Annotated in this window: 20 protein-coding genes; 11 read left to right on the forward strand and 9 right to left on the reverse strand. The window is 64.0% G+C overall.

The genetic code is table 11. The features are described 5' to 3' along the window. Both IPV69_RS25075 and IPV69_RS25080 read left to right on the forward strand, forming a co-directional pair. Positions 1 to 414 (forward strand): HNH endonuclease, encoded by a 414-nt coding sequence (locus tag IPV69_RS25075; RefSeq protein ID WP_206292468.1) that lies wholly within the window; start codon positions 1 to 3, stop codon positions 412 to 414. Between the two features lie 188 nt (positions 415 to 602). Continuing rightward, positions 603 to 932 carry a DUF3467 domain-containing protein gene (locus tag IPV69_RS25080; protein ID WP_206292469.1) on the forward strand — a complete coding sequence of 110 codons (330 nt, stop codon included), beginning with the start codon at positions 603 to 605 and terminating at the stop codon, positions 930 to 932. A gap of 185 nt (positions 933 to 1,117) precedes the next feature. Here the strand turns inward: IPV69_RS25080 and IPV69_RS25085 are convergent, their stop codons facing one another. After that, positions 1,118 to 2,662 (reverse strand): PfkB family carbohydrate kinase, encoded by a 1,545-nt coding sequence (locus tag IPV69_RS25085; RefSeq protein ID WP_206292470.1) that lies wholly within the window; start codon positions 2,660 to 2,662, stop codon positions 1,118 to 1,120. A 175-nt stretch (positions 2,663 to 2,837) separates the two neighbouring features. On the opposite strand from IPV69_RS25085, the gene IPV69_RS25090 reads away from it, so the two are divergent. The 9 genes from IPV69_RS25090 (at position 2,838) to IPV69_RS25130 (ending at position 14,429) form a co-directional block, all read left to right on the forward strand. Then, positions 2,838 to 5,186: a glycosyltransferase family 1 protein gene (locus IPV69_RS25090; RefSeq protein ID WP_206292471.1), complete on the forward strand. Its 2,349-nt coding sequence runs from the start codon at positions 2,838 to 2,840 to the stop codon at positions 5,184 to 5,186. Next, positions 5,183 to 6,385: a glycosyltransferase family 2 protein gene (locus IPV69_RS25095; RefSeq protein WP_206292472.1), complete on the forward strand. Its 1,203-nt coding sequence runs from the start codon at positions 5,183 to 5,185 to the stop codon at positions 6,383 to 6,385. Before IPV69_RS25090 ends, IPV69_RS25095 begins: the two co-directional genes overlap by 4 nt. Positions 6,386 to 6,398: 13 nt before the next feature. Next, positions 6,399 to 7,763, forward strand: coding sequence for an FkbM family methyltransferase (locus tag IPV69_RS25100; protein WP_206292473.1), 1,365 nt, complete (start codon positions 6,399 to 6,401; stop codon positions 7,761 to 7,763). A 61-nt stretch (positions 7,764 to 7,824) separates the two neighbouring features. After that, positions 7,825 to 8,385, forward strand: a complete 561-nt coding sequence (locus IPV69_RS25105) for an acyltransferase (RefSeq protein WP_206292474.1) — start codon at positions 7,825 to 7,827, stop codon at positions 8,383 to 8,385. A 29-nt stretch (positions 8,386 to 8,414) separates the two neighbouring features. Continuing rightward, the gene (locus IPV69_RS25110; protein ID WP_206292475.1) at positions 8,415 to 9,143 is read left to right on the forward strand and encodes a class I SAM-dependent methyltransferase; all 729 of its coding nucleotides are present in this window, start codon (positions 8,415 to 8,417) and stop codon (positions 9,141 to 9,143) included. A gap of 27 nt (positions 9,144 to 9,170) precedes the next feature. Further along, entirely contained in the window at positions 9,171 to 10,289 is a 1,119-nt protein-coding gene (locus IPV69_RS25115) for a methyltransferase domain-containing protein (protein ID WP_206292476.1), read from the forward strand. Between the two features lie 60 nt (positions 10,290 to 10,349). Further along, on the forward strand, positions 10,350 to 11,525 hold the full coding sequence (locus IPV69_RS25120; protein ID WP_206292477.1) for a CgeB family protein: 1,176 nt from the start codon (positions 10,350 to 10,352) through the stop codon (positions 11,523 to 11,525). A gap of 9 nt (positions 11,526 to 11,534) precedes the next feature. After that, positions 11,535 to 13,496 carry an asparagine synthase (glutamine-hydrolyzing) gene (asnB, locus tag IPV69_RS25125; protein WP_206292478.1) on the forward strand — a complete coding sequence of 654 codons (1,962 nt, stop codon included), beginning with the start codon at positions 11,535 to 11,537 and terminating at the stop codon, positions 13,494 to 13,496. A gap of 54 nt (positions 13,497 to 13,550) precedes the next feature. Continuing rightward, complete coding sequence (locus tag IPV69_RS25130; RefSeq protein WP_206292479.1) at positions 13,551 to 14,429, forward strand: glycosyltransferase family 2 protein; 879 nt, start codon at positions 13,551 to 13,553, stop codon at positions 14,427 to 14,429. A 125-nt stretch (positions 14,430 to 14,554) separates the two neighbouring features. On the opposite strand, the gene ndk is transcribed toward IPV69_RS25130, so the two are convergent. The 8 genes from ndk to IPV69_RS25170 form a co-directional block, all read right to left on the reverse strand. Then, positions 14,555 to 15,025: a nucleoside-diphosphate kinase gene (gene ndk / locus IPV69_RS25135; RefSeq protein ID WP_206292480.1), complete on the reverse strand. Its 471-nt coding sequence runs from the start codon at positions 15,023 to 15,025 to the stop codon at positions 14,555 to 14,557. Positions 15,026 to 15,154: 129 nt separating this feature from the next. Continuing rightward, complete coding sequence (locus IPV69_RS25140) at positions 15,155 to 15,922, reverse strand: phosphoadenylyl-sulfate reductase (protein ID WP_206292481.1); 768 nt, start codon at positions 15,920 to 15,922, stop codon at positions 15,155 to 15,157. An 80-nt stretch (positions 15,923 to 16,002) separates the two neighbouring features. Further along, positions 16,003 to 16,902 carry a PHP domain-containing protein gene (locus IPV69_RS25145; RefSeq protein ID WP_206292482.1) on the reverse strand — a complete coding sequence of 300 codons (900 nt, stop codon included), beginning with the start codon at positions 16,900 to 16,902 and terminating at the stop codon, positions 16,003 to 16,005. 4 nt (positions 16,903 to 16,906) lie between these two features. Continuing rightward, positions 16,907 to 17,293: a GNAT family N-acetyltransferase gene (locus IPV69_RS25150; RefSeq protein ID WP_206292483.1), complete on the reverse strand. Its 387-nt coding sequence runs from the start codon at positions 17,291 to 17,293 to the stop codon at positions 16,907 to 16,909. A 32-nt stretch (positions 17,294 to 17,325) separates the two neighbouring features. After that, positions 17,326 to 17,934 carry an adenylyl-sulfate kinase gene (cysC, locus tag IPV69_RS25155; protein ID WP_206292484.1) on the reverse strand — a complete coding sequence of 203 codons (609 nt, stop codon included), beginning with the start codon at positions 17,932 to 17,934 and terminating at the stop codon, positions 17,326 to 17,328. A gap of 123 nt (positions 17,935 to 18,057) precedes the next feature. Beyond that, positions 18,058 to 19,020 (reverse strand): cysteine synthase A, encoded by a 963-nt coding sequence (cysK, locus tag IPV69_RS25160; protein ID WP_206292485.1) that lies wholly within the window; start codon positions 19,018 to 19,020, stop codon positions 18,058 to 18,060. A 4-nt stretch (positions 19,021 to 19,024) separates the two neighbouring features. Further along, positions 19,025 to 19,261: a hypothetical protein gene (locus IPV69_RS25165; protein WP_206292486.1), complete on the reverse strand. Its 237-nt coding sequence runs from the start codon at positions 19,259 to 19,261 to the stop codon at positions 19,025 to 19,027. Then, the gene (locus IPV69_RS25170; RefSeq protein ID WP_206292487.1) at positions 19,258 to 19,533 is read right to left on the reverse strand and encodes a hypothetical protein; all 276 of its coding nucleotides are present in this window, start codon (positions 19,531 to 19,533) and stop codon (positions 19,258 to 19,260) included. Before IPV69_RS25170 ends, IPV69_RS25165 begins: the two co-directional genes overlap by 4 nt. Positions 19,534 to 19,539 lie beyond the last annotated feature (6 nt).

The following is a 19,539-nucleotide window of genomic DNA, read 5'->3' on the forward strand; positions in this document are numbered from 1 at the left end:
ATGATGGACGCTGCAGTCGACAAAATGGTTCGCGACCGCGCCCTGAACCGTTGCGAGTACTGCCACATGCCGCAACCGTTTTACTCGGAACGGTTTCAGATCGACCATGTCGTCGCCAGGCAGCATAGCGGGACTAGCGAGGCGATCAATCTCGCGCTGGCGTGTATCGACTGCAACCTGCACAAAGGCCCGAATATCTCGAGCGTTGATCCGGTGACAGGGACTCGAGTCGATCTGTTTAACCCGCGATCGGATATCTGGGTGGAGCATTTTGAATGGGCAGGCGTTCAGTTGGTTGGGCGAACCGCGATGGGAAGGGCGACTATTCGGCTTTTACAGATCAACTCGCCGCGCCGATCGGTTGTTCGTGAGACGCTGATGGAAGAAGGGGTATTCCCGTTGGATGACCGATAAATGTGATTTTTCACACACAGCACTTTGGAGATACATGTTGTGAAGTGGGTGTGCCCCATGGACATCCGCTTCCCACTTCACACAATACCCCAATTCGCCCGATAGAAGGCGAACCGGGCCATTGTGACGCCCGGCGGACGACAGCGGCACCGAACGCCGCTCGCGAACTTTAGTTAGGAAACGATTCGATGGCAGACGAACCCACCCCCGGCGAACAGCAACAGCAGGTCCAGCTCATGCTCGACGAGAGCCAGATGAAGACCAGCTTCGCCAACGCGTACCGCATTCACACCACCGCCGAAGAAGTGGTCCTCGACTACGGCTTCAACATGGCCAACCCCAACCCGCAGGGCGGCGGGCAGCAGCTTTTGTTCAAGGTGACCGACCGCATCATCCTGAGCTACCCGAACGTCAAGCGTCTGGCGATGTCGCTCCAGCAGCTCGTGCGTCAGTACGAGCAGCGCATGGGTGAGATCCCGACGAACCCGGGTCAGCCGAAGGCTGCCGGACCTCGGTAACACGACCGCTTGATCGAGACAACAGGAATGCCCGGTTCGGCGACGCAGGAATGTGGATCGCCGACCGGGCATTTCTGCGCGCCGGTCGGTGCCACGGGTCGGCCGTACTCGGCAACCCGTGCGATCGCGCGACATTGCGGTCCAGCACAGGTCTGCGGAGTACCGCCGACCTGTGGCACCAAGCACTACGCCACGCGAGCCGTCCGCTGTTCGCCGCCGAGTTGTTCGAGGATCTGCTCCGCGGTGACCGGTTCGTTCCCGACCTGCTGCACTTCGATCGCGGCCGCGAGGGACCCGACCAGCGCCGCCGCCTGCAGCGATCCGCCGGCGGCGAGGGTGAGGGTGGCGGCGGCGAGGAGGGCATCGCCTGCCCCCAGGGCGTCGACGCAGTCGGTCGCCAGCGACGGGACGTGCTCGCTCCGCAGCCGGGCACCTTCCGGCAGGCCGGTGCGGTCGAACGTCACCAGGCCCTGCTTGCCGAGGGTGATCATCGCCTGGCGGGCCTGGGTGGCTTCGAGCAGGTTCCAGACGACCGCGCCGATGCCGCTGCTGAAATCGTGCTGTATCTCGCGGACTTCCCGTTCGGTGGGGCAGAGCAGGTCGAAGTTCCGGAACCGCGTCAGGTTGCTCTGCCGACCGCTGACGTCGGCCGACAGGATCGGCACCTTCGCCCGCAGTTCCGGCAGGACCAGGTCGAGCAGGCCGGAGGTGATCGTGCCGTAGCCGAAATCGGCAAAGATGACGGCATCGGCACCCTCGGCGGCGGACAGGATGCGCTCGGCCAGTTGCAGATCGACCCGGCTGTCGGCCGGCAGGGGGGCACCGTCATCGACCTTGAACAGCTTGGTCTGGTCGACCACGTACCGGTGCTTGCATACGGTTGACCGACGGACGCGCGGGGCCTGCACGTCGACACCGGCGGCAGTCATTCGCATGACGGCGGCGGCGGAGGTCTCGTCGTTGGCCAGGCAGGTAACCAGCGTCGGCGACGCGCCCATGCCGGCCAGGTGGAGGGCGATCACGCCGGCCGCGCCGTCGTAGTCCTTCTGCTGCATCGCGCGGAGGGACATCATTGGCGCTTCGCCGGCGACGCCGGTCGCGAGGCAGAAGTGGTAGCGGTCGAGCATGTAGTCGCCGACGACGACCACCTTCCGTCCGGCCGCCCGGGCGAGCAGGCGGTGGATCGAGCCGTCGTCCAGGCTGTAGCGGTCGCGGAAGCGGGAGAGCTTTTCGTCGTTGAACCGGTCGTGCGATTTGATCCGGCCGATGAGCGTGGTGGACGAGTAGACGACTTCCCCGCTGGAGAAAATCACCCGCCCGCCGCCCCGGGTGACGACTTCCTTCTCGGCGATGAAGCGGGGGTCGGCGCTTTTCTCGTACTCGCGCCCCTTCACGTAAATGTCGGGCTGGAGGACCTCCAGCAGTTCGACGGCGGTGGGGTCGGCGTTGACGTAGACGGCATCGACGCATTCGAGTGCCGCCAGCGATCCGGCCCGCAGTTCCTGCGGGATCAGCGGGCGATCGGCGCCTTTGTTGACCTGTCCGTCGGCCGACACCGAGACGATCAGGACGTCGCCCAGCGAGCGGGCGTACTGAAGGTGGGCGATGTGCCCGGGATGGACGATGTCGAAGCAGCCGTGGCAATGGACGACGGTCTTGCCCGACAGCCGGGCCTGTTCGCGGAACGCGAGCAGGGCATCGAGCGGGACGGTCTTGCGGTTGGTGATCATCCGTGAAACTCCGGCGCAGGGTGGCAGGGCGGGATGCCATGCCACATAGGGGCACTCATCGGCATTCCCGGCCCAACGGCAGCAATGATTATCGGACCGAGCCGCCCCGGATTCGCTAACGACAGCAATGGCCAATGTCCGATAACCATGAAGGACGAAAGACTGTCGTCCGCCCATGAGCACCGTAACCCGCACATCCGCCGCCATCCTGGATGACCTGGTCTCCGCCCTTCGGCGGGGAGACCTGGAGCGGGCAGAGCGTGCGTTTGCCGAAGGGGCGATCGACAGCCAGAGCGTGCTTCGCTTGGCCGACCTCAATGTCCGTCGGCAGCGCTGGGCCGATGCAGCCTGGCTGTTCGACCGGGCCGGCGAGCTGCCGGCCGGGGCCGCGTTCAAGCGGAACCTCTGCAGGAACATGGCCTGCCTGGCCGAGCACCGGCCGTCGGTGTGTGCGTTGCTGGCAGGATTGCAGCCGTCGGCCGACGTCACGATCGCCGCCAGCTCGACCGGACATCCGACCCTCGCCGCCCGTCAGTCCGGCGGCGAACTGGCGATCCTGTCGGCCGGGAACCGCCCGCTTGCCGCCGCCGAAGTAGCGTTGCAACAGCTCCGCCCCGCGCTGGCGAAGGGGTTGGCGATCGGCCTGGCCGGTATCGGCGACGGGTATCTGCTCTACCGGATCGCGATCGAAGAGACCAAGCTGCTTCTGACCACCCAAGTGCCTGTGTTCGTCATCGAGCCCAACCCGCAGATCGCGCTGCACGCGATGATGATCCACGACTATTCCGGCCAGCAGGGGCCGATCGCGCAACAGCGGTTCAACTGGTATGTGGGTCCGGAATGGCTCGGCCAGCTCCGACAAACCGCAGCACTCGATCCCTACCTCGGCACGCCCGCCGTCACCATCGGCTTCACGGCAGATGCGGCTGCGGTTCGGGAGGGCCTCGCAACGCTCGCAAAGGAAATAGACGACCGCGACACCGCCGCCCGCGCCAACATCGATGCCTACTACGCCAGCTACGATCCCTCGCAATTGGCAAGCCTCCTGGCTCCCGACGCGCCGCGCAAGCCGCGTGTGATGCTGCCGACCACGCGATTCTCGACCGTTCTGCAGTACTCCAATCAGGACGTCGCCGACGCATTCGAGCAACTGGGCTGGGACGTACTCGTGCCCATCGAGCCGTCGCCGGCACACCGCCTGTACCAGTGTGGCCTTCGTCGGGATATCGAAGCGTTCAAGCCCGACTTGGTGCTGCAGATCGATCACCTGCGCCACGAACACAACGGCATGTTCCCCACGAACCTGCCGTTCGCCTGCTGGGCACAGGACCACCTGCCCAATCTCGTCGGCGACGCGGGCAAGCACGTGGGCCCGACCGACTTTGTGCTGACCGATGGCGTGCCGACCTACGTCCGAGACTTTCAGTACTCCGCCTCGCAATGCATCGGCCTCACGAAGCTCACGAGCGTCAAGCAGCCGTCCGGCACGACACGCGATGTCCTGGAGCGCGTTGAAGACGTCGTCTTCGTCTCCAACGCGTCGCGTACCTGCGACAGCCTGCTCGCCGAAAAGCTGGCCGAGAAGATGCACCCCGTCTGCCGGGACGCGGTGGAAAACGCGGCCAGCCAGCTCCTGGAAAGCTTCAAGGGCACCACACCGATCACGACCTACGTACGCGTTCGCGAGCTGGTCGAACGCGTGACCTCCGCGTCTGGCTTCGGCTTCGACCGCGACGCGGTCCGCACCATCGCGTCCTGGCTCTATCACCCGTACTGCGACGCGATCTACCGTCAGCAGGCCATGGGCTGGGCCGCCGATGCCTGCCGCGAACTGGGGCTGTCGTTCGGGCTGTACGGCAAGGGATGGGAAAGCCACCCAACCCTGTCGGCGTTCGCTCGCGGCCCGATCGTCAACGGCCCGGCGCTGCACGAACTAACTCGCCGTTCGCTGGTCAATCTGCAGGTCGTCCCCTACCTGTGCCTTCACCAGCGCGTGCTGGACGGCCTGAGTGCCGGCGGATTCTTCCTCATTCGCGAGCACATCTCCGATGTCGCCCCGCAGGCGATGATCGACCTGCTGGTCGCCCATGGTGCCGGCGATGCCATGTCAGTCCCCGCGGCCCGATCGGCGCTCGCGGATGCTGACCCTGTCGTGCAGGCAGAATTTGAGTCGATCCTTCAATCGTGCCGTGACTGCCTGTGCAACAGCGGCGTGGAAGACCCGATCGAATACGCCCAGTCACTTCGACAGATCGGATTCCTCGTCCCCGGCATCGGCGTGTTGCCACAGTTTGCCGAGGTGGCGTTCACCGATGCCGATTCGCTGCGCCAGCGGCTTCGAAGGTTTATGCAGAACTCCGACGAACGCCGCGAGCTGGCCGAGCTCCAGCGACAGAGTGTGACCGATCGGTTCACGTACGCCGCGGGCATTCGCCGGGTCGTTGCGACGATCGCGGAACGCCTGTCCGGCGGATTGCCGAATCGTCTTACCCAGAACATCAACGTGGAAGCCTTAGCCGCATGAAGTTGAGCTACGTCATCGTCACCCGCAATCGCTGCCAGGCACTGCTCCGCACGCTGGACCTGCTTGAGCGAAACACCGGCCTGCCGCGACATTCGTGGGAGGTTATTGTCATCGACAACGCCTCGGACGACGACACCGTCTCGCGGGTGGCGCGACTGGCGGATCGTGTTCGGTTGGTCCGGCTCGACGAGAACGAAGGCATCCCCGCCCGCAACCGTGGACTTCCGTTGATGAAAGGCAAGTACGTCGTCTTCCTGGATGACGACAGCTATCCGATGCCGGGAGCAATCCCCGCCGCCCTGCAATACCTCGCCAAGCATACAAAGACCGCTGGTCTGGTCGCCCGGGTCGTCCTGCCGGACGGCACGGCCGAAGCACCGGCATTCCCGGCCGTCACGATCGGGGGTGCGACGGTCCTGCGGAGCGACATCATCCGGTCGGTCGGCGGCTTTGCTCCCGAGTTCTTCCGCCAAGCCGAAGAGTACGACCTGAGCTTCCGTCTCTGGGCCAAGGGGTACAAGGTCGAGAGGTTCGAAGACATCGTTTTCGGACACGACAAGGTTCCCGGTGGCCGCAGCCCGGCCCTGGTTCACCGGATGGATCTTCGGAACAACCTGATCCTGGTCGAGCGATATCTGCCCCGGCCGCTCCGTAAGATCTACCGGCACGAGTTCATCCAGCGTTACGCCATCCTCGCGACGTCCGAGGGCCACCACGACGCCGCCAACGCCGCCCTGCACGACGCCCGCGTCTGGGCCCGACGGGAGGCGAAGGTCGGGCGAAAAACACTGACCGATGAAACCGTCGAAAAGATCTTCGAGCTTGGCTCTCAGGCCCGCGCCGTAAGCGCCTGGGCTAAAAAGCATGCGATACGGACGGTCGCGATCGCCGACTGGAGCAAGAACATCTACGCCACCTGGAACGCCTGCCGAGCGGCTGGGCTTCAGATTGTCGGCGTCGCCGAGAACAGTCCGGCGTTCGCCGGCAAGACCTACCGGGGTGCTCCGGTCCTTCGGGATGACGACGCAGCCTATCGCATGCTCGATGGCGTGGTGCTGTCGACCATCAGCCCGGCGAAGGTCGGCCCGCGCATGGAGGCGCTGGTTCGACGCTTCGCCGTCCCGACGCTGCCGCTGTGGCAGCCCCGGTTCCTCGCCGAGGACCCCTCGATTCCACAATCCAAACGCATATCCGCGTGAAACGGAGTTCCACGTGTCCGCACCCGCCCACATCTCGCCGTCCATCAAGCCCGTCCTGCCGCCGCTTCGCATCGGCGACCCCGTCCTGGCGGCGACGCTGGAACTGGTCTACCTGCGGCCCTTCTTCGAATCCCTCCCTGCCGAGAAGCGGTCAGCGGTCGACATCGGCGCACACCGCGGCGAAGTGACCGGCGAACTCCTTGCGCAGGGTTTCCGCGTGATCGCGGTCGAACCGCAGGGCTGGCTGGCCGACCGACTGTCACAGCGATTCGCCGCAGAGATCGAGTCCGGACAGTTCGTCCTCGAACGCTGCGCCGCCTCCGACAAGCAGGGTACCGCGATCCTTCATGTCGGCTCGGCCAGCACGATCAGCTCGCTGGAAGAAGATTGGACAACCGTCGCGTTCCCCGAGTTCTTCCAGTCGCCGACACGCGTGGAAGTGCCGTTGCTGCCAGCCGGCGAACTGATGCGGCGACACGGCATGAAACACGCAAGCTTCGCCAAGATTGACGTTGAAGGGCACGAACTGCCCGCACTGCGCGGCCTGCTCGCCGGCGCGATCGCGGCCGAGCCGCCGGCGGCCATCATGTTCGAAGCCAGCCACGCCTTCCCCGAACAGGCCGAAGCCTGCCTGAAGTTCCTGGCGTCCAACGGCTACACGAAGTTTGACCTGTTCATCCGCTGGGGCGTAGACCCTGTCGCCGCCGAACGTTCGCTGTCGGCCGAACTTCCCGATGCGTGGCGCGCCTGCGAAGGCCGAAACTTCTACGCCAACTTCGTCGCTTATCACGCCAGCGCCTCGACGATCGCCGAGAACTCCGACCCAATCGCCTTCATCCGCCAGTACCAGATGCTCAAGTCGATCGACCTGCTAAGGTCTTTACCAGTGACGCCGGGTGTTCCGAACGGGCGAAGGGCGACGATGGCCTCCCTTCGCGAAGACATTCTTTCCGGAGACTGGACCGCTTTCCCACAGCACAAGCTCTCGCGACATATCGCGTTCTCGCCCGCACCGGCCGAGCAGCCAGGCCAGTCGACCGCAGCGAGCCGGATCGTCGAAGTCGGTGCCGGGTTCGGGCAGCGAGCGCTCGAAGCGGTGCGAGCCAACCCGCAGCTGGCATACACGATCGTCGACCTTCCCGAGCGCCTGGCCGTCCAGCACTTTCATCTGACGCTGAGTGCGCCGCGCATGGTCGTCCGCGTCGCCGACCGGCTGAACGATCGCCCGACCCCGGGCGAGGTGCTGCTGGTGCCGCCAGGATTGGCATCGGCGGCGACCTTTAAGAACGCCGACGTGCGTCCCGGTCAGGGCTGGGGCGATCTCCCCACGGACCTGCTGGAACTCGCCGAGTCGGCCGTCGTCTGCGGCGCGGACTAGGCAAGCTCTCGTGGCATCGGCATGTCCTCATGCTCGTGTCCTTCGGGCGACATCCCCACCCATGTCCATCAGCAAACAGCCATCCTCGCTCGCCGCAATGTCCTGGCGAAAGCGCGTCCGGAACTTCTTCCGTCGCCGAGTGACGATTGACCGCACCGCCAGGCTGACGCCGAAGCACAACATCCGGCTCGGACGTCGCGCGTTGATCTGTGAGTACGTCATCATCCGCGCCGGCGACGCCCCGGTGCTGATCGGCGCCTTCTCACAGATCGGTCCGTTCACGGTCATTCTCGCCGGGTCCGGCGTATCGATCGGCGAAGCGGTGATGATCGGACCGCACTGCGTGCTGGCCGCCGGGAATCACGACTACCGCCAGCTTGATCTGCGGATGCGTTCGGCGGGCGCGCTGTCGCGCGGGCCGATCGTGATCGAGGACGATGTCTGGATCGGCGCGAACGTCACCATCACCGACGGCGTGCGTATCGGCCAGGGCGCGGTCGTCGGTGCCAATGCGGTCGTCACGCGTGACGTCGACCCGTTCGATATCGTCGCCGGCGTTCCAGCACGGGTGATCGGAAACCGCAAGCAGTTGGCCGAAGAGCGCCTTGAGTCGGCCGCCTGAGGTGAAGCGACCAGGACCAGATCGGCACTATGACCACCGCAACCCCTCCAGCCCGCCGCGAGACCCATGTCGGCCGCTCCAACGAAGCGACCCGCATCGCTTGGATCGAGCGCACGCTCGCGGCCCTTCCGACGGGCGGACGAATCCTGGATGCCGGTGCCGGCGAACGGCCGTTCCGAAAGTTCTGCGGGCACCTGCAGTACGTCAGCCAGGACTTTTCCGGGTACGACGGGCAAGGCGATGGCGTTGGACTGCAAACCAAAACCTGGGATCAGGATGGGTTGGATCTTGTCTGCGACATCACCGCGATTCCCCAGCCCGATGCCAGCTTCGACGCCGTGCTTTGTACCGAAGTGCTCGAGCACGTACCCGACCCGGTGTCAGCACTGCGGGAACTCAGCCGGCTCGTTCGGCCCGGCGGACACCTGGTGCTAACGGCTCCGTTCTGCAGCCTGACGCACTTCGCGCCGTTTCATTTTGCGTCCGGCTTGAATCGCTACTTCTACCAGCACCATCTTCCTGCGATGGGTTGGGAGATCATCGAGATTGGTGAGAACGGCAACTTCTTTGAGTTCGTCGCCCAAGAGCTTCGCCGTGTGCGGAGCACCGCCCGTCGCTACGCCGGCACGGAACTGACGGAGCACGAGAGTGACACCGTTCACGACGCGCTGCTGATGCTCGAACGCTTGAGCGCCGCCGATCGCGGATCGAATGACCTGCTCTGCTTCGGGCTGCACGTTCTGGCACGCAGGAAGTAGGGCGGGCAGTGCCCGCGCAACAAAACCATGCACCCCAAGTTCCTCGACATCCTCTGCTGCCCTGAAACCGGCGAGTCACTCGTGCTGCGCGAAGCCCGCTACGATCGCCACGGCATGGTGCGAGCGGGAATGCTCGCCTCCGCGTCCGGCCGCTGCTACCCGATTGTGCGCGGCGTTCCGCGCTTCGTTTCCGCCGAGCACTACGCAGGAAGTTTCGGATTCGAGTGGACCCGCTGGCCGCGCGTGCAGTTCGAGGATCAGAACACCGGCAGGCCGATGGCTGGGCACACCACCCGCATGTGGGAGCGGATCACCGGCATCGCCGGCGACCAGCCGGCGGAAATCGCCGGCAAGACCGTCGTCGATTTCGGTTGTGGCCCGGGACGATTCCTGGATGTCGTGCGGCGGAAAGGCGGCGTCGCGGTTGGGATCGACCTAAGCGTCGCCGTCGATGCGGCCCGCAGAAACTTTCGCGACGACACCGACGTCCTGATTGTCCAGGGCGATCTGGCCAAACCGCCTTTCAAACCCGGCGTGTTCGATGGCGGCTTTACCATCGGCGTGCTGCACCACACGCCAAGCCCGCAAGCGGGTCTGGCGGCAATGGCGCGAACATTAAAGCCGAAAGCCTGGGCCGCCTGCTGCGTCTATCCCCGCGGCGACTTCTACGATTTTCCATCCGTCGCGCGCTTTCGCCGGCTGCACCATCTGCTCAAGCCGCTGGTCGGTTATCGCTTCGCGATGGGCTGGAGCTACGTCGCCGCGCATGTCATCGCGCCAATGCTGACCGCCGCCCGTCGAGCCGGATGGCGGAAGACGACCGACTACATTGAGCAGCACATCCTTGTCGCGCTACGGCTGAAGGACGTCCGCTGGCGGATCCTGGACGTGTTTGATGCGATCACGCCGGATATGGCGTCGACGCATACCAGTCAAGAGGTTTTGCAATGGATGAAGGCCGCAGGGCTGGGCGTAGCCGCGGTGACACCCTGGTGCCCGACCAGTGTGGCGGGTGTTCGAACGGCGTCGTCTGGCTTCCTCTCCCCTGTACTCGGGGGAGAGGGTTGCGGCGAGGGGCCGAACGTCGGGCGTCGTCCCCTTTCCCAGATCGAACAGGCAAAGTCCACCAAGACGGTCGCCGCCTGACGTTCGGCCCCTCACCCCGACCCTCTCCTCTGAGTACTGAGGAGCGGGAGAAAATGACTCATGCGTATCTTCTTCGCCGCCGCCGACTCTCCGAACGCCTGGGCGCTTCCGGCGTCGCAAATCTGGAAGGCGAACCTCTACGCGCCGCTGGTCGATCTCGGTCATGACGTGGTCCGCTTCGACTACAATTATCAACCCCACAACGGCCACCTCGATCCGACCGATCCGACGCAAATGCGGGTGATCGACCGTCTCCGGCCGCTGCTGGGGTGCGAGCTTCTCCGCCAGTTGCGCAAGGCCCACGCCCAGAAGCCGATCGACGTGCTCTTCACCTACTTCTACTCGGCGTACATCGAACCGGAGGTCATCCGCGAGATTCGGCGGATGGGCATCTGCACGCTGAACTGGTACTGCAACGGTTCCTTCCAGTTTCATCTCGTCTCCGACATCGCGCCGGCGTACGACTACTGCCTGGTGCCCGAAAAGTTCCGGCTGCCCGACTACCGCGCCGCCGGTGCGACGCCGATCTATTGCCAGGAAGCTGCAAACCCCAACGTCTACAAGCCGGCCGCTGTGCCGCACGAGTTTGACGTGACTTTCGTCGGTCAGCGGTATGGGAATCGGCCCGATTTCGTGAAGCGGTTGATCGCCGGCGGAATCGACGTACGCGTGTGGGGGCCACGCTGGACGGAGCCAATGGGCAAGAAGTTTGACCCGACGGCCGCGACAGACGTGATGCAGGGCAAACGCGGCGCCGTAGCCCAAGCCACGGCGGCCATGCCGGCTGCAATCGCTGATCCCGACCAAGAGCTTCTGCGCCGCGCTGGAGACGCGCTATCCGACGACGACCTCGTCACAATGTACAGCCGCAGCCGCATCAGCCTGGGTTTCTCTGCCGTCGCGCAGCGCCCGAAGCCCGGCGAAGATCCGATCCGTCAGGTTCGCCTCCGCGACTTCGAAGCGCCGATGAGCGGGGCGTTCTACCTGACCGAGCACCTCGACGAACTTTGCGAGTTCTTCGAGCCCGACAGGGAAATCGTCACCTTCCGCACGGCCGAAGAACTGACGGACAAGGCCGCGTATTACCTCAAACACCCCACGGAGCGCGAGAAGATTCGCGAAGCCGGCAGGCGTCGGGCGCTCGCCGAGCACACATGGCACGAGCGATTCAGAATGGTGTTCAGGACGATCGGCCTGCCCGAAACAGGAACGGACGGATTGCGTCGGGTAGGCTGAGTCAAACCCATGTGCGGCATCGCGGCCATTCTCGCAGACTCCGAAACATCGCTCGATCCGCAGGCGATTGCGCGAATGACCGCCGCCCTCGTTCATCGTGGGCCTGATGATCAGCGCACGCTGCGCCTTCCCGGCTGCGATCTGGGCCACACCCGATTGAGCATCCTCGATCTCGCCGGCGGCGCTCAGCCGATGGCGCATCCCTCTGGCCGATGGACGATCGTCTTCAACGGCGAAATCTACAATCACGCCGAGCTACGTCAGCAGCTTGAAGGGCGCGGGGTCGCATTCCGTACCCGCTCCGATACGGAAGTGCTGCTGCATGCCTACGTCGAGTTCGGCCCGGCCTGTCTGAACCGGCTGAACGGCCAGTTCGCATTCGCGGTCTGGGATCGCGACCGGCGGGAACTTTTTGCCGCGAGAGACCGCTTCGGCGAGAAGCCACTGTACTGGGCGCGGTCGCCGCAGGGACATGTGCTGCTCGGGTCGGAGATCAAGGCGATCGAGGCAAGCGGACTGGTGTCGCCACGTATCGACCTGATGTCGGTCGAGATGTACCTGGGCCTGTACTATGTCCCGCCGGATCGAACGATCTATCGGAACGTCCACACGCTGCCGCCCGGGCATGCGATCATCTGGCGCCACGGGGAAAGCTGTGTTTGCGACGACGTCCGTGCCTACCGATGGTGGACGCCCCGGCTCTCTCACCTGAAGCTCGATCGCCAAGATGCCGTCGGCGAGATTCGTCGGCTGCTGGGTGCGGCGGTCTCGCGCCAGATGGTGGCGGACGTTCCCGTGGGCGCGTTCCTCAGCGGCGGACTGGACTCGTCGACGATCGTCGCGCTGATGTCGGATTCGTCGAAGACTCAGGCGTCTGTGCGTATTCCCGAGGAGCCAGATTCTGGACGACTCCGATCGGCAGTCCGCACCTTCGCCGCCGGATTCGGAGAGTTGATCGATGAGCTCCCCTTCGCACGCGAAGTCGCCGAGCGTTACCGCACCGACCATCATGAATCGCAAATTGAGCGGATCGATGTGGCGGCCGAGTTGACGACGATGGCGACGGTTTACGATGAGCCGTTCGGCGACTCTTCGAATATCCCCACGTCGCTCATCAGCCGACAGGCGCGGCAGGGGGTGAAGGTCGTACTCTCCGGCGACGGCGGCGACGAGCTTTTCGGCGGCTACGCCTGGTACGAGCCCGCGATCGCACGCTGTGCGGCATCGACACAACGATCCACCGGAAGCTCGATCGGCGAGCCCGGCCGGGCAGACTCGTCGTATGTCTTGAATCGGGGCGAGTGCCGAACGGCGCAACTGATAGCCGCCCCCCCGCGGAGGCCGCTGACCGATCCGTGGGCCGAGCATGTGGCCCGCACCGGACCGATCGGCGATGACCGGCGGGGGCTCTGGGCGCATCGCGGCCAGCCTGCGGTGCTAGAGACACTCCGCCAGTGCTATGACCCGCGTCACGGTCAGGGGCTCGACGTCGCGACGCGATTTGACGTCGGTTGCTATCTGGCAGGCGACATCCTGGTCAAGGTGGATCGGGCGGCGATGTCGTGTGGGCTGGAGACACGAGCACCGTTCCTGGATGCCGACCTGACCGAGTTCGTACTCGGCCTGCCGTGGCAGATGCGGTTTGGCACGGACGGCGGCACGTCACCGTCCGGCGACGCGCCACCACTCAAGGGCCTCCTCCGCGAGGCTTGCGCCGATCTCTGGCCGGCGTCGATTCGGAAACGCAACAAGCAGGGTTTTGGCGCTCCCGTCCGTCATTGGCTGCAACGTCCTGAAGTGGATGAGGTCTGGCGACGCGTGACCCGACCGGGCGGGGCACTGGCGGCGCTGCTTCCCGGTGTGGCTGACGCGGATATCACCAACGCGCTTCGCCCCCAGAGAAAGTGGTCGGTGCTCTGCCTCGGCACCTGGCTGGAACAGCGGGAAGGCTGCCTGGCAGACTTGCGGTAGTCGTGGCATACCATGACGGCCGAGACGGCCGTGCCACGGAGGAAGAGAGTTGTCATGTCGCTTTCGCCCCCAGGCTCGCCTGTCGTCTCGGTGATCATCGCCGTGCACAACGAAGAGCGGTTCGTCGGCGATGCCATCGACAGCATACTTAGCCAGACACTTTCCCCTCTAGAATTGATCGTTATCGATGACGCTTCCTCGGACGCCACACCGGTAATCCTGCAGCGCATTGCCGACACTCGAATTCAAGTCGTTCGCAACGAAGTCAATCTTGGCCTGACGGCGTCTTTGAATCGGGGGCTCGCCGCGGCACGCGGTGCGTTTGTCGCCCGCCTCGACGGCGACGATATCGCGCGGCCGGATCGGCTGGCACTTCAGGTTGATTTCCTTGAGCGACATCCGGACGTCGGCATTGTCGGCAGTTCTCGCCGGGTGGTGGATGAGCAAGGCACCTTCCTCTACGAAGCGACCGCAATTCCCGATGACGCCGCGATTCGCTGGCGACTTCTGCTGGGCAATCCGCTGGCGCATCCGACGGTGATGATCCGCCGATCCGTCCTCGATAAGCACGAGCTGCGTTACGACGAATCGTTTCGCACCGCGCAGGACTACGAATTGTGGACGCGCCTCGCCGCCGTGACGAAGACGGCCAATCTCGTGGAGCCGCTGGTGACCTATCGCCGGCGGCAGACGGGAATCAGCGTGTCGCGGCGCGACGAGCAGCTCGCGACACACGATCGCATCGCCGGGCTCGCATTCGAGCGGTTATTGCCGGGGTTTGAGATCAGTACCGAAGAGGTACGGCAGTTGCGCGGGCGGTACGGCGGGCAGAGCGTGCGCGAGCCTGAGATGGACCCGGCGGAGCCGAAGTGGCAGGAACTGTTGGAGGCGGTACGGCGGGAATTCGACCGGCAGTCGCGCTCGTTCCTCTAGCTGGAAATGGAAGAGTGCACCTGCGGTGCGACCGCTAAACAGAAGCGTTCCCTGTTTAGCGGTCGCACCCCAGGTGCACTCTTTAATCTGTTGTCACAAGAACACGGGCTCGAAATGAAAGCCGGTCACTCCGGGGTGCCCTTGGTCATGTCGTAGACCCACTCCTGGATCGTCGGCTTCCAGGTTTGCAGCTCATCGGCCTTGAAGAACAGGCCCAGTTCCTTGGTCGCCGCTTCGGGGGAGTCGGAGCCGTGGATGAGGTTGTACGCGTTGGACACGCCGTAGTCGCCGCGGATGGTGCCGGGCTCGGCCTTGGAGCCGAAGGTCGCACCCATCATCTTGCGGGCGATGACAATTGCGTCTTTGCCCGCCAGCGCCAGCACGACCACCGGCGAGCAGGTCATGAACCGCACCAGGCCTTCGTAGAACGGCTTGCCCTTGTGCGGGGCATAGTGCTGCTCGGCGATCGAGGCGGGAATGGTCATCAGCTTCATGCCGACGATCTGCAGGCCCTTCTTTTCGAATCGCGACGTGATCTCGCCAATCAGGCCACGCTGAACGGCATCGGGCTTCAGGATGATGAGCGTCTTTTCCATGGTTCTTCCTTTTCCTCGGTTCCTTACGTTGGGAGGGAGGTTTTAGCGGAAAACCCGCGGAAAGTGAACTGGATTGCGAACGGAAGAGAGGATCATCACGGAGTAACGCAGACATCTCTCCTCAGCCAGTTACAGCCCGGCCGAGTCCAGCGAGTTGCTGTTGACGTTGATTCCGCACTCGATCTTGTCGGTGCCGGACCAGCGGCCGGCGCGGGGATCTTCGCCGGGCTTGACCGCACGCGTGCAGGATTCAGGGTTGCAACCAATCGACAGGTAGCCCTTCTCGTACAGCGGGTGGTACGGAAGTTCGTTCTGCTTCATGTACAGATAGATGTCGCGCGTCGACCAGTTAAGCAGCGGCGAAACGGCGTAGCAGCGGTAGCGCTTGCTCCACTCGACGAACGGCTTTTCCTTGCGCGTATCGGCCTGATTCCGCCGAATGCCACGAAGCCACGCCGATGGCCGCAGCTCGGCCATCGCGCGTTCCATGGGCTCATTCTTGTTGGTGTTGCAGCAACGATCAACGTCGTTCCGCCAACTGGCGTTGCCTTCACCATTCTGGCCAAGCCAGGCGATCGGGTCGTTTTTCGTGCGGTAGACCCAGACGTTCAGGTCGAGCCGCCGGCGTAGCGCCTCCATGTGCTGCCACGTCTCCGGGAAGAGATACCCGGTATCGATCATGATGACCTTGATGTCGGGCTTGACGCGCGTCGCCAGATGCAGCAACAGCGCGGATTCGGCGCCGAAGGAGGACGTCATCACCAGTTCACCGCCGAACTGCGCCGATGCCCAGCGACAGATGCCGGCCGGGTCCTGCGATTCCAGCATCGGATTGATCGCTTCGAGGTCCAGCGGGTCGGTCGAAACTTGCGGCTTGTCGGGGGCAATGACGGTCATGGGACACGTGACGGATAGAGAGACTATTGAGGAACCTACTGATTGGGATGCACGATCGCCGACGGTTGTGACATGGTGAGTCAGGCCGTACAGCGTTCGGCGATCGCTTCCTTCAATCCGTCGAAGAAAGCCCGCGGGATTCTGCGGCCGCGAGCGGTGCCGAGATCGATATCCTTCTTGTTCGTGCCGTGAAAGTCGCTTCCGCCGGTCGTGACCAGATCGTAGCGCTTCGCCAGGCCGGTGTATTGCTCGACCAGCTTCTGGTCGTGATCACTGTGGATGACCTCGATACCGCCGAGGCCATGGTCGACCAGGTCTTTTAGTACGGTCTCCAGCTGGGCGTCGTTCGTGTATTTGAGCTGGACCGGGTGAGCGAGCACCGAGATACCCCCGGAGTCATGGATCATCTGAAGGGCGGTGTGCGGCGAGAGCCGCTCCTTGTCGAAATAGGCCAGGCCGCCGGGGGCGAGATACTTGTCGAACGCCTGCTTGATCGAGTTGACGTAACCCTTTCGCAACAGGATCGCGGCAATGTGCGGCCGGCCGATGGGCTTTCGCTTGGGCTCGCCGCCGTCGGCGGTCGCGACGGGAACCTTGGCTTCGATCTCGACTTCTTCCATCGTGATCGCGACGTTGAGTTCCTGCAGCCTGGCGATGATCCTCGGATTTCGGTCGTCGCGCCCGCCGAGCAGCGTGGCCGTCAGGTCCCGCAGCACAGTGCTTTCGGGGTTTACGCCATAACCAAGGATGTGCATGGTGCCCGGCGCGTACTCGGCGGAGATTTCGATGCCGGTAATGAAGTCGATACCTGCAGACCTGGCGGCGGCGGCCGCCTCGGCAACGCCGTTAATCGTGTCGTGGTCGGTGAGGGCCAGGCCGGTCAGTTCGCGGAGTGCGGCCAGACGGACGACTTCCGCCGGCGGCAGGGTGCCGTCGGACGCGGTGGAGTGGCAGTGGAGATCGACGTAGGTTTGGGTCATTGAATTAATCCGGCACGATCATCGTCACCCGCATATCCGGCACAAATCCGGCGTCCGCGTAGAAACCGCGAAGGTCGTCCTCGCAGATCAGTGCCACGAACTGACCCGGTAATCCGTCTTTCAGCGATCGCATGAGCGCCTTGCCGATGCCGCGTCCGCGGTAGGCCGGAGCGACGCAGACGTCGAAGATCGTCGCGCAGCGGACGCCGTCGGTGACGGCCCGGGCCATGCCGACGAGTTTGTCACCATCGTACGCCAGCCGCACGACACTGTTCGCGAAAGCCCTCGCGTACTGCTCGGGCGTGCGGCCGTTGCAGAAGTCCGCGGCGACGTTGAACGCCTTGAGCATTTCTCCGCTGACGCCTTCGAGGTTGTCGCGGATGGTGAGCATGGGGCCGCGCGTCCGCCAAGGCGGACCCTACGTCACGCCAGGTACCCGTGCTTCTCCAGGTGCTCCAGCACCCGCGCCGCCGCTTCCTGCGGCGACAGGTTCTCTGTCTGAAGCACGATCTCGGGCTTCTCCGGCGGCTCGTACGGGTCGTCGATGCCGGTGAAGTTTTTGATCTCGCCGGCCCGAGCCTTCTTGTAGAGGCCCTTAGGGTCGCGCTTCTCGGCACCGGCAAGCGACACCTCGATGTACACCTCCACGAAATCGCCGGCTGGCATCAGTTCGCGGACGGCGTCGCGGTCGCGGCGGTAAGGGCTGACGAAACTCGCCAGCACGATCACGCCGGCGTCGGTGAACAGCCGGGCCACTTCGCCGATCCGCCGGATGTTCTCGGCGCGATCCTCGGCGGAGAAGCCGAGGTTCTTGTTCAGCCCGTGGCGAACGTTGTCGCCATCGAGCCTGTACGCGAGCCGTCCGCGGTCGAGCAGCATCTGCTCGACGAGGCAGGCGATCGTGCTCTTGCCCGCGCCGCTGAGGCCCGTAAACCAGAGCGTCACGCCGCGCTGACGCAGCAGCCGCTGCCGATCGGTGCGGCTGACGGTGCCGTCATGCCATTTGATGTTGGTGGCTTTGGAATCGGACATGAGCCTACTGCGTTCCAGCTACAGTTTGTGGCACGGGAAGGTACTCATGCCCGTGTCTTGCGTGAAAACAACACCCACGGGCAAGAGTACTTGCCCATGCCACCCAGACTGCATCCGTTACGATCACTCCTCCTCAAACAACGGCGTGCTCAGATACCGCTCGCCGAAGCTGCACATGATCGTCACGATCAGCTTGCCCTTGTTCTCAGGTCGGGCAGCGACTTTTGCCGCGGCCGCCACATTCGCGCCGCTGCTGATGCCACCGAAGATGCCTTCTTCCTTGTGCAGCCGCTTGGCCCACTCGAACGCCTCTTCGTCCGTGATCTGCACGACCTCATCGACGATGTCCAGATGCAGGTTGCCCGGGACGAAGCCGGCACCAATGCCCTGCACCTTGTGCTTGCCGGGCTTCACCGGGTCGCCGGCGCGGGTCTGTGTGATGACCGGCGACGCGACGGGCTCGACGGCGATCGCCTTGAAGCTCGGCTTGCGCGGCTTGATGACCTCCGACACACCGGTGATCGTCCCGCCGGTGCCGACGCCGGCCACCAGGAAGTCGACCTTGCCTTCGGTATCGGCCCAGATTTCCTCGGCGGTCGTGGCGCGGTGGATCGCCGGGTTGGCCGGGTTCATGAACTGCTGCGGCATGAAGCTCTTGGGGTACTGCTTCAGGATCTCCTCGGCCTTACCGATCGCGCCGCGCATGCCGTCGGCGGCGGGGGTGAGGACGACCTGAGCGCCCAGCGCCTTCAGCAGCCGACGACGTTCGATGCTCATGCTTTCGGGCATGGTCAGGATCAGCTTGTACCCCTTGGCGGCACAGACGAACGCCAGCGCGATGCCGGTGTTGCCGCTGGTGGGTTCGACAATGACGGTCTCGTGATCCACCTTGCCGGCCTTCTCGGCCGCTTCGATCATCGCGACGCCGATGCGGTCCTTCACGCTCGACAGCGGGTTGAAGAACTCGCATTTGACGACGACGGTCGCGCCGCCGGCGGGGATGATGCGGTTGAGCTTCACCAGCGGCGTTCCGCCGATGGTGTCGAGGATGTTGTCGTAGATCTTGCCGTGGGGTTTGAGGGGCATGGGTTTATCCGCCGAATGAAGGGAACTCCGCATCTTGAAGGGTGCGAAGAGAAACGATCAACCGCGACTCGATAACCTCAAGTGTATGATCCGCGTGGAAGTAGAGCACTGTTTCACCACGAATTCCGAACATCGCCTGCTCCGGATGTTTAACCGGAAACTCTCGACCATCCACGGTCACCATCACGAACTGAATAAATGGTTTCTGCTCAGAAAACTGGATGATCGTTTCATTACTCAAACACGTCTCCCTGAGCTGGCAGAGGCGGTCGCTAGTAACCTGTTTCGGTTGACTTCAAGCGTGTTCACGTTGAGGTCAATTGCCGCGACGGCTTCCGGACGAATTCGCTCGAACCAACTGTCGAGTGTTTGGAACGCAAGCAACTTGCCATCAGGAGCAATTGCCAAGGCATTCGGACGATCAACCGGCAGCTTTCGTCCGTCCGCCAACACGAGATTGAATGCTCTGAACGGCTCGGCGCGGCGATATCTCCGAATCTCTTCGATGTCCATGAAATC

It is taken from the genome of Humisphaera borealis, from assembly GCF_015169395.1.
GTDB lineage: Bacteria > Planctomycetota > Phycisphaerae > Tepidisphaerales > Tepidisphaeraceae > Humisphaera > Humisphaera borealis.

Coding starts and splice junctions, on each gene's coding strand:
- IPV69_RS25075 (WP_206292468.1), top strand. CDS start 1: ATGATGGACGCTGCAGTCGACAAAATGGTTCGCGACCGCGCCCTGAAC.
- IPV69_RS25080 (WP_206292469.1), top strand. CDS start 603: ATGGCAGACGAACCCACCCCCGGCGAACAGCAACAGCAGGTCCAGCTC.
- IPV69_RS25085 (WP_206292470.1), bottom strand. CDS start 2,662: ATGATCACCAACCGCAAGACCGTCCCGCTCGATGCCCTGCTCGCGTTC.
- IPV69_RS25090 (WP_206292471.1), top strand. CDS start 2,838: ATGAGCACCGTAACCCGCACATCCGCCGCCATCCTGGATGACCTGGTC.
- IPV69_RS25095 (WP_206292472.1), top strand. CDS start 5,183: ATGAAGTTGAGCTACGTCATCGTCACCCGCAATCGCTGCCAGGCACTG.
- IPV69_RS25105 (WP_206292474.1), top strand. CDS start 7,825: ATGTCCATCAGCAAACAGCCATCCTCGCTCGCCGCAATGTCCTGGCGA.
- IPV69_RS25110 (WP_206292475.1), top strand. CDS start 8,415: ATGACCACCGCAACCCCTCCAGCCCGCCGCGAGACCCATGTCGGCCGC.
- IPV69_RS25115 (WP_206292476.1), top strand. CDS start 9,171: ATGCACCCCAAGTTCCTCGACATCCTCTGCTGCCCTGAAACCGGCGAG.
- IPV69_RS25120 (WP_206292477.1), top strand. CDS start 10,350: ATGCGTATCTTCTTCGCCGCCGCCGACTCTCCGAACGCCTGGGCGCTT.
- asnB (WP_206292478.1), top strand. CDS start 11,535: ATGTGCGGCATCGCGGCCATTCTCGCAGACTCCGAAACATCGCTCGAT.
- IPV69_RS25130 (WP_206292479.1), top strand. CDS start 13,551: ATGTCGCTTTCGCCCCCAGGCTCGCCTGTCGTCTCGGTGATCATCGCC.
- ndk (WP_206292480.1), bottom strand. CDS start 15,025: ATGGAAAAGACGCTCATCATCCTGAAGCCCGATGCCGTTCAGCGTGGC.
- IPV69_RS25140 (WP_206292481.1), bottom strand. CDS start 15,922: ATGACCGTCATTGCCCCCGACAAGCCGCAAGTTTCGACCGACCCGCTG.
- IPV69_RS25145 (WP_206292482.1), bottom strand. CDS start 16,902: ATGACCCAAACCTACGTCGATCTCCACTGCCACTCCACCGCGTCCGAC.
- IPV69_RS25150 (WP_206292483.1), bottom strand. CDS start 17,293: ATGCTCACCATCCGCGACAACCTCGAAGGCGTCAGCGGAGAAATGCTC.
- cysC (WP_206292484.1), bottom strand. CDS start 17,934: ATGTCCGATTCCAAAGCCACCAACATCAAATGGCATGACGGCACCGTC.
- cysK (WP_206292485.1), bottom strand. CDS start 19,020: ATGCCCCTCAAACCCCACGGCAAGATCTACGACAACATCCTCGACACC.
- IPV69_RS25170 (WP_206292487.1), bottom strand. CDS start 19,533: ATGGACATCGAAGAGATTCGGAGATATCGCCGCGCCGAGCCGTTCAGA.